The sequence below is a fragment of the Candidatus Methylomirabilota bacterium genome (assembly GCA_036001065.1).
Lineage (GTDB): Bacteria > Methylomirabilota > Methylomirabilia > Rokubacteriales > CSP1-6 > MNEF01.
Genome location: DASYUQ010000085.1, coordinates 1 through 8,563, shown reverse-complemented (window position 1 = coordinate 8,563; position 8,563 = coordinate 1). Strand labels below are relative to the sequence as shown.

General features: G+C 71.3%; 8 protein-coding genes. All 8 read right to left on the bottom strand.

Annotation, left to right across the window (positions count from 1 at the left end; translation table 11 throughout):
* The coding region (locus VGV13_07595; protein HEV8640944.1) for a hypothetical protein at positions 1–246 on the bottom strand (246 nt) is incomplete at its 3' end.
* Between the two features lie 71 nt (positions 247–317).
* Positions 318–611, bottom strand: coding sequence for a hypothetical protein (locus tag VGV13_07590; protein HEV8640943.1), 294 nt, complete (start codon positions 609–611; stop codon positions 318–320).
* 102 nt (positions 612–713) lie between these two features.
* Positions 714–3,656, bottom strand: coding sequence for a hypothetical protein (locus VGV13_07585; protein ID HEV8640942.1), 2,943 nt, complete (start codon positions 3,654–3,656; stop codon positions 714–716).
* Between the two features lie 209 nt (positions 3,657–3,865).
* Positions 3,866–4,204 (bottom strand): P-II family nitrogen regulator, encoded by a 339-nt coding sequence (locus VGV13_07580; GenBank protein ID HEV8640941.1) that lies wholly within the window; start codon positions 4,202–4,204, stop codon positions 3,866–3,868.
* Position 4,205: 1 nt separating this feature from the next.
* Positions 4,206–5,813 (bottom strand): Na/Pi cotransporter family protein, encoded by a 1,608-nt coding sequence (locus VGV13_07575; GenBank protein ID HEV8640940.1) that lies wholly within the window; start codon positions 5,811–5,813, stop codon positions 4,206–4,208.
* Entirely contained in the window at positions 5,810–6,514 is a 705-nt protein-coding gene (locus tag VGV13_07570) for a histidine phosphatase family protein (protein ID HEV8640939.1), read from the bottom strand. The genes VGV13_07575 and VGV13_07570 overlap by 4 nt, the downstream gene beginning before the upstream one ends.
* On the bottom strand, positions 6,511–7,935 hold the full coding sequence (gltX, locus tag VGV13_07565) for a glutamate--tRNA ligase (GenBank protein ID HEV8640938.1): 1,425 nt from the start codon (positions 7,933–7,935) through the stop codon (positions 6,511–6,513). Before gltX ends, VGV13_07570 begins: the two co-directional genes overlap by 4 nt.
* Positions 7,936–7,967: 32 nt before the next feature.
* On the bottom strand, positions 7,968–8,563 hold a 596-nt coding region (locus tag VGV13_07560), incomplete at its 5' end, for a DUF362 domain-containing protein (protein HEV8640937.1).

The following is an 8,563-nucleotide window of genomic DNA, read 5'->3' as shown; positions in this document are numbered from 1 at the left end:
GTCGCCCGGCATGGCCGTCCGCGTCGCCTTGTACTCCTCGTAGAGCTTGTCGCGGAAGGTCGGCCCCGGCGGGTCCCAGGCGATGGCGAGATAGTCCGGGCGCTCCTCGCGGATGAGCTTCCACAGCATCGTGCTGAGGATTAGCACCGCGTGGCTGGGCACGCCCTTGGAGGTGGAGAGGTATCCCACCGCGTGGTAGGCGCGGAAGAGGTGCGAATGCCCATCGACGATGTAGAAACGGCTCATCTCGGTCGTGTCACCGTATCACGTGCAAAAGGTATCACGATGTGCCCGACCGCCTCTTCCTGCCCCTCAGCTCATAAAAAGCCGTCGTTACAAGGAACCACGCCCAGCGGATCATGGCGCTCGTCATCCCACCGGAACACCCGGCCCAGGGCCGACCGCAGCGCGAACAGTCCTCGAACCGTCAGGTTGGTAGACGGACGCTGGGCGCCAAACAAGATCGCGCGCACGTCGTGGATACTGCGACCGGGCCCGCCGCCATTGAGTGGAATCGCCCAGACGTCGGGCAGGGGCACATCGCTGAGAAGCGCGTGGCAGCGCAGGTCGAGCTTCCTGAACTCGGCCGGATTCACACGCATGCCGGTCATCAGCTCTCCGGAGCAGCGACCCGCCTCACGGCGCTCAGCGGCCGGCGTGCGAGCGCAGCGAGGCTTACTCTGTTACCGATCTTCCCGGTTGCTCAGCCCCGCTCAGCCAACCCCATCGCCCCCGCGCGTCATGATCTCCGTGTACGCCGCCCTCACGGCGGCGGTGCGCGTCCGGTAGTCCTCCAGGAACGCCGCGCGCGACGGGTGGCCGAGGGCAGCCGCGACGCGGGCCGGCATGGGCCCGGCCAGCTCCAGCGTGTCGGGTGGCCGCGCCGAGAGCAGGCGGAGCGCGGCCGAGACCCGGCGCAGGAACCGGTAGTGATCGGCGAGCGCGGCAGCGGTGGCGGGCGCCAGCGCGCGGGAACGCGCCAGGCCGGCGAGCCCGGCGACGGTGTTGGCGCGGCGCGCGTCCGGATGGTTGCCGCCGTGGACGAGCTGCAGCGCCTGCACCAGGAACTCGACGTCCACGAGGCCGCCGCGGCCGAGCTTGACGTGGTAGCGGCCCGGCGTCTCCTTGCCCAGCTCGACCTCCATGCGCGCGCGCACCTCGGCGATCTCCTTGAGGCCGTTGGGACCGAGGGGGGCGCCGTAGACGTAGCGCCGCAGCACGGCGCGCACCCGGCGCGCCAGCGCGCGGTCGCCGAGGACGAGGCGGGCGCGCGTGAGTGTCTGCCGCTCCCAGAGGTCGCCGTACTCCGCGTAATAGCGTTCCGCCGCCGCCAGGCTCGAGGCGAAGCCGCTCCCCTTGCTCCCGGGGCGCAGCCGGAGGTCGACCGGGAAGGCCACGCCGGCCGCCGTGATGTCGCCCAGCGCGCTGGCCAGGCGCTCGACCGCTGCGCTCCAGAAGGTGTGGGCGTCGACGCGGGTCGCGCCGTCGGTCTCGCCATCTTCGTGGCAGTAGGAGGTGAGGCCGTCCGACGGCCGAGCCGACGCTTCAGTGGCCCCATACACGACGAAGACGTCGAGGTCGGAGCCCGTCGTCAGCTCGCGCCCCCCCAGCTTGCCGAGCGCGACGATGACGGCGGGAATGAAGCGCCCGTCGGCCGCGCGCGGCACGCCGTGGCGCTCGACGAGCCCGGCGAGCGCCAGCAGCCAACCGGCCTCCAGCGTCGCCTCGGCCAGCGCCGTCATCTCACGGGAGTAGCCATCGATCTCCGTGACGCCGGTGAGGTACCGCCAGACGATCGCCAGCTCCTGGGCTTGCTTCAGGCGACGCAACCGGTCGCGCCGCTCCGCCGCCGGCAGGGCTGGGGCGAACACCGGGGCCAGCGCGGCGGCGAAGGCGCGGCGCGACTGGGGCCGTCCGGGCGCGCGCTGGTCGGCCAGTGTGGTCAGCAGCTCGGGCTGGGTGATGAGGAGCTGGGTCAGGAGATCGCCGAGGGCGCAGAGCCGCGCGAGCCCGTTGAGTACGTCGGGCTCCGCGGCGAGCCGCTCGATCAGCGCGGCGCGCGGCCCCGCCGCGGCCAGGAAGCGCTCGAACTGGTTCAGGGCCTCGTCGGGGTTCGGGCTCTTCCACACCGCATCCAGGAGCGCCGGGAGCAGCCGCTCCAGCGCGCGGCGGAGCGCGCCGGCGTAGGGCACCAGGGGGCGGCCCTCCACGATGAGGCGGAGATTGTGGCGCGCGCGCTCGGGATCGGCGAAGCCCGTGGCCTGGAGGGCCAGCAGGCTCGGCAGGCGGACCCGGGGCGCCCGCGCCGTGTGGGGCTCGCCGAAGAACTCCCGGAACGCGCGATGCACCACGGTCGTGGTCGCGCGGTGGCGGCGCGCGAACTCCCGGGCCGCCGCCCGGGGCGCGCCCGCGATGCCCAGGCGGCGGGCCAGACGCCCGAGCGCCACGGGCTCGGTCGGCAGCGTGTGGATCTGGAACTCGTGCAGGACCTGCAGCCGATGCTCCACCGTGCGCAGATGCACGTAGGCGTCGGAGAGGGCGCCGACGAGGTCGGGCGCCAGGTAGCCGCGCTCGGCCATCCGGAAGAGCGCCTTGAGCGTGTTGCGCTCGCGTAGCCAGGGGTCGTCGCCGCCGTAGAGGAGCTGGAGCGCCTGCACCAGGAACTCGATCTCGCGGATGCCGCCCCGGCCCAGCTTGACGTTGTCCCGCGTCTCCTCGCCCTGCCGGCCATGAAGCGCCCGATCGATCTCGCGCTTCATGTCACGGATGGCGTCGACGATGTGCCCGTCGACACCGGGGCGATAGACGACCTCACGGGCGAGATCCATGAAGCGCGCGCCCACCCGCTCGTCGCCCGCGGCCACCCGCGCCTTGAGCAGGGCCTGGCGCTCCCACAGCTCGGCGCGCTCGGCGTAGTAGGCGCGATAGCGGTCGAGGGAGAGGATCACGGGTCCCATCCGCCCTTCGGGTCTGAGGCGCAGATCGACGCGGAAGGCCGCGCCTTCCTCGGTGACGGATTCCAGAACGGCGACCAGATCGCGGCTCAGGCGCGCGAAGTAGTCGCCGTTGGCCAGGCGGCCGGCCGGGCCGCCGTCGGTCTCGCCGTCGCCGCCGTACACGAACATGAGGTCGATGTCGGAGGAGTAGTTCAGCTCCTCGCCCCCGAGCTTGCCCATGGCCACGACGGCCATGCCGGTCTCGCCGCCCTCGGGAACGCGCGGCGCCCCGTGCTGGGTTCGCACGTGGGCGTCGCAGAAGCGCCAGGCTTCGGCCAGGCAGACGTCGGCCAGGCGCGACAGCTCTTCGGTCGTGACCGTCAGGTCGGCGTCGCCCAGCAGGTCGCGGCTGGCGATCCTCACGAGCTGACGGTACTTGAAGCGCCGGAGCGCGTTCATGCGCGCCTCGCGCGCGGCGAAGGGCTGGAGCGTCTGGGCCAGATCGGCTTCCAGCTCGTCGGGCAGCCACTGGCGCATGGTCCGCGGCTCCAGGAGCCAGGCCAGCGTGTTGGGCCGGCGGCGCAGCGCGTCGGCCAGGAACTGGCTCGACCCGAAGAGCCGCGCCAGCAGCGGACTGGCACCGGGATGGATCGCCAGCGTCTGGAACAGGACGGCCCGATCGACCACGGCGGCGTAGCGCTCGAGGTTGTTGAGCGCCATGTCGGGATCGGGCGCCGCCGCCAACTCGGCCAGCAGGCGCCCGAACGCCGGGGCCAGCAGCTCCGCGTCGCGCGGCGTCGGGGTGAGGCTCTCGAGGTTGGCGACCGCCGTGCGCGGGTCCGCGAAGCCCAGCCGCCTGAGCGTGGCGAGATTCTCCGCGGCGTGGCCGCCGGCTCCGAGGAGCGCCGCGGCTCGGCGAGACTCGAGGCTCAGACCGCCGACTCTCCGGTCTCGCCCGTCCGGATGCGGATCGCCTCGTCGATCGGCAGCACGAAGACCTTGCCGTCGCCGATCGATCCCGTCTTGGCCGCGCCCACGATCGTCGAGACGACCTTGTCGACCAGGGGCGCCGGGACCACGACCTCGATCTTCACCTTGGGCAGGAAGTCCACGGTGTACTCCGACCCGCGGTAGAGCTCGGTGTGGCCCTTCTGGCGGCCGAAGCCGCGCACCTCGGTGACGGTCATCCCGATGACGCCGATCTCCGTCAGCGCCTCTTTGACGTCGTCCAGCTTGAACGGCTTGATGATGGCCTCGATCTTCTTCACGTTACCCCTCCTCGAGAATCGGGTAGACCAGCGCCGAGACGTGCGAGGAAATACGCTTGAGGTTGGTCAGGATGTCCAGGTGGATCTCCGAGGTCTCCAGCGATTCGGCCAGTCCCATCCGGAGCCGTCCCAGGTGCGATTCGCGCAGCTCGCGCTCGCGCTGCCGCATGACGGGCCGCTGGTCCAGCACCGCCTGGGCCAGGCTCCGGTCGTTGGCGGCGAAGGCCGCGATGGCGGTCTCCAGATTCTTGGAGACCATGCCGTGGAACTCGACGATCTCCGCCCAGCCCGGCTCCGAGAACCGCCGTCCCTGGTAGAGCTTCTTGCGCGCCAGCTCCATCAGGTTCTTGTCGATGATATCGCCGATGTTCTCGAGGTTGCCGATGAAGGAGATCAGGCCGATCTCGCGGTGCGAGAGATCCGCGCCCATCGCCTCCCGCCCCAGGCGGGCCAGGAACAGCTTGATCTCGCGCTCGAGGAAGTCCACCTGGTCGTCGCGCCGCTCCACGTCTTCCAGCAGCTCCTGGTCGTCGTTGCGGAACACGGGGACGACGTCGCGCAGCATGCCCTGCGCGACATCGGCGATCCTGAGCGCCTCCCGCGTCGCCTGTCCCAGCGCCAGGGACGGCTGGTCGAGGGCGCGCTCGTCGACGTAACGCGTCTTGAACGGGTTGTCGCCAGGCTGATCGTCGGGGACGAGGCCTTCGATCGCGCGGGCGGCCAGCGGCACGAACGGCAGGAACGCGAGGCTGATGCCCACGTTGAAGAAGGTGTGGGCGTTGGCGACCTGCCGGGCGGGGTCGGCCGCCGTGCTGGCCACCAGTCCCGTGAACGGGCCGATGAAGGGAAAGACCAGGGCCACGCCCAGGATCTTGAAGGCGATGTGGGCGACGGCGACCCGCTTGGCCTCGGCGGTCGTTCCCACCGAAGCCATGAGCGCAGTCGCGCAGGTGCCGATATTCGCGCCCAGGACGATGGCCACCGCGCCGCCCAGGCTGAGCAGCCCCTGCTGCGCGAGCGCGAGGGTCAGGCCGATCGTGGCCGCGGAGGAGGTCACGAGCGCGCTGAAGGCCGCCGCCGCCACCATCGCGACACCCGGGCTGTCGGCTGTGGCGGCCAGGAGCTGCGTGGCCAGCGGGTTCGTCTTGAGGGGCTCGACGCCGTCAAGGATGAGCTTGAGGCCGAGGAACATGAGGCCGAAGCCCAGGAGCGCCTGTCCCACGTCCTTTAGGGCGCGCCGCTTGGCCATGGCGGTGGTCGCAAAGCCCAGTCCCACCAGGAGCAGCGAGTAGTCGGTGATCTTGAACGCGATGAGCTGGACGGTGAAGGTCGTGCCGATATCGGCGCCGAGGATCACTCCCAGCGTTTGGCGGAAGGTCATGAGCCCCGCCGACACGAAGCCGATCAGCATGAGGGTGGTGGCCGCGGACGACTGGATGATGGCGGTCACGGTGGCGCCCGAGACGACCGCCAGCGGGCGGTTCTTGGCCAGCCCCGTGAGGAGGTGACGCAGGCGACCGCCGGCGGCGCGCTGCAGGCCGTCGCCGCTCAGGCGGATGCCGTACAGCAGCAGGGCCATCCCTCCGAACAGCGCCAGCAACACCGTCATAGCGGGTCTGGTCCCACGCTTCGAGCGCCGGCTCCGCCGGCGCAATCCTCCCTGGGGGAGGCTTCGGAGGGGGCCGTCGAGGCCCCCTCCGACGATAAGCCCCCCTCCGAGGAAAGATGACGCGTGTCGTTCAGCGTGACGATCCGGGGCGGCTCCACGACCGTGAGCGAGGCGTTGTCCACCCGCAGACGCCAGAGCGCGTTGAACGAGCAGCCCAGCAGGTGGCAGGCATAGACGCTGATCACGCCGCCGTGGGCCACGACGAGCACGTCCTCGCCGTCACGGTGGGTGGCGGCGATGCGGTCGATGGCCAGCAGCACGCGGCGGTGGACGTCCGGGAGCGGCTCGGCGCCGGGCGGCGGGCAGTCCAGCGGCGCGCGCACCCAGGCGCGGTAGGGATCGCCGTCGCGCTGGCGGATCTCCTCGTGCGTGCACCCCTCCCAGTCCCCCAGCGACAGCTCCCGCAATTCCGGGAGGGACACGATGGGGACGTCCATGCCGGCCAGCGCGATCTCGGCCGTCTCCCGGGCCCGCTCCATCGGGCTCACGTAGGCCACCGCCGGCCGGAAGCCACGCAGCGCGCTGCCGAGAGCGCGCGCCTGCGCGCGGCCCCCATCGGAGAGCGCGACGTCCATGGCGCCCTGGAAGCGGCGCACCTCGTTCCACACGGACTGGCCGTGGCGCGCCAGCAGCAGCCTCATCGCGAACTTCCGATGACCGCGCGCGCCGCCCGCAGGCGGGCCAGCGTCTCCTCGCGCCCGAGGAGCGCCAGCACCTCGAAGATCGGCGGCGAGGCCGTCCGGCCGGTGACCGCGAGCCGCGAGAGCTGCGCCAGGTCCACCAGCTTGAGCCCGAGCGCCTCCGTCAGCTCGCGGTAGGCGCGCTCCAGCGACTCCGGCGTGAAGTCGGCCAGCGATCCCAGGCGCTCGATGAGCACGTCCAGCCGCCGGGCGCCCTCCGGGGTGAAGAACTTCTGCGCCGCCTTCTCCTCGTACTCCCGGGGCCGCTCGAAGTAGAACCGTCCGACCTCGACCAGCTCCACCAGCGTCTTCGCCCGCTCCTTCAGCGTGTCGACCACCCGCGCCAGCCAGGCGGGCTCGCGCCGGACCTCGAGCCCGGCCTTCGCCAGGAACGGCTGCGCCAGCTCGGCCAGCCGGGCGCCGTCCATCCGCTTCATGTGCTCCTGCGAGAGCCACTCCAGCTTGGTACGGTCGAAGATGGCGGCGGAGGCCGTGACGTCCTTGATGTCGAACAGCTCGATCAGCTCGGCGCGCGAGAAGAGCTCCTGATCGCCGTGCGACCAGCCCAGCCGGGCCAGGTAGTTGACCATGGCGTCGGCCGGGATGCCGGCGTCCCGGTAGGCCTGCACCGAGGTGGCACCGTGGCGCTTGCTGAGCCGGCTGCGATCCGGACCCAGGATCATGGAGACGTGGGCGAACTCGGCCGCCGGGTAGCCGAGCGCCTCGTAGCAGAGGAGCTGCTTGGGGGTGTTCGACAGGTGGTCGTTGCCCCGGATGACGTGGGTGATGCGCATCGTGACGTCGTCGACGACGTTGCCGAAGTTGTACGTGGGCGTGCCGTCCGTGCGGACGAGGATCCAGTCGTCGAGCTGCCGGTGCTCGAAGGTGACGGGCCCGTGGATCAGGTCGTTCACGACGGTGGCGCCCTCGTCGGGCATGCGGAGCCGCAGCGCGCCGGCCCGGAGGCCGCGGTCCCGGCAGCGCCCGGAGTAGCGGAAGGTCTCCCCGCGCTGCTGGGCCGCCCGCCGCTCCCGCTCGAGCGTCTCGGGGGGGCAGTCGCAGTAGTAGGCGCGTCCCGCGGCGACCAGCCGCTGGGCGTGCTCGCGGTAGAGATCCATCCGCTCGGTCTGCCGGTAGCCGGGCGTCGGCGGGCCCTCGTCCCAGGGAAGCCCCAGCCACTGGAAGGCCTCGAGGATGGCCGCGATGTTGTCCTCGGTCGACCGGGAGCGGTCGGTGTCCTCGATGCGCAGGATGAAGACGCCGCCGTGGTGGCGGGCATAGAGCCAGTTGAAGAGCGCCGTGCGGGCGCCGCCCACGTGCAGATGCCCGGTGGGGCTGGGCGCGAAACGGACACGGATGGAGGAGGCGGGCCTCGTCGTCACAACAGCGTCATTCTACCGCGCGGCGCGCGCGCTCAGTACGACTCGAACAGACGCCCCCAGGGCGTGGCGGCGAACGCCCGGATGCGCCGCCGCCCGACCGTCGGATACCAGAGGAGGTCGTGATAGACGTTCGACGCAAACGGCGCCCAGACGACGAGCGGCGAGTGCAGGAGCAGCCGCTTGAGAGGACGCAGCGGCCCTCGGCGGATGAGCTGGTCGCCCCAGATCACGAGGCTGCGCCGCGTCCGGAACCCCAGGCTCACCTCCGCCGCCGCGGCGTCGCCCACGATCTCGATCTGGCGCGGGTCGGCGACGCCGAGACCGCGCTCGTGGCACATCCGGAGATACGGGATGGCCAGCGGATCGAAGCCCATGATCCGGGCGGCGATGGCGTCGATGGCCACCTGGTCCGCCGAAGCCAGGATCAGGTTGCCGACGCGCGGCACCAGCGTGCGCGGCCCGGCGCCGTCCCCCATGACCGTGCCGTCCATCACGGCCAGGACGTGGGGGTGCAGCTCGCGCTGCATGAACATGAGGTCGACCATCACCTCGTGGATGAACTCGTGTGCGTAGTGCCGCACTTCCTTGAGGAGCCCGCCGAACGAGTTCTTGATGGCGCCGGTGGTGA

What these genes read in the sequence shown, in the direction of transcription:
- VGV13_07590 (HEV8640943.1), bottom strand. Translation starts at nt 611, where the DNA reads ATGACCGGCATGCGTGTGAATCCGGCCGAGTTCAGGAAGCTCGACCTG.
- VGV13_07585 (HEV8640942.1), bottom strand. Translation starts at nt 3,656, where the DNA reads ATGGCGCTCAACAACCTCGAGCGCTACGCCGCCGTGGTCGATCGGGCC.
- VGV13_07575 (HEV8640940.1), bottom strand. Translation starts at nt 5,813, where the DNA reads ATGACGGTGTTGCTGGCGCTGTTCGGAGGGATGGCCCTGCTGCTGTAC.
- VGV13_07570 (HEV8640939.1), bottom strand. Translation starts at nt 6,514, where the DNA reads ATGAGGCTGCTGCTGGCGCGCCACGGCCAGTCCGTGTGGAACGAGGTG.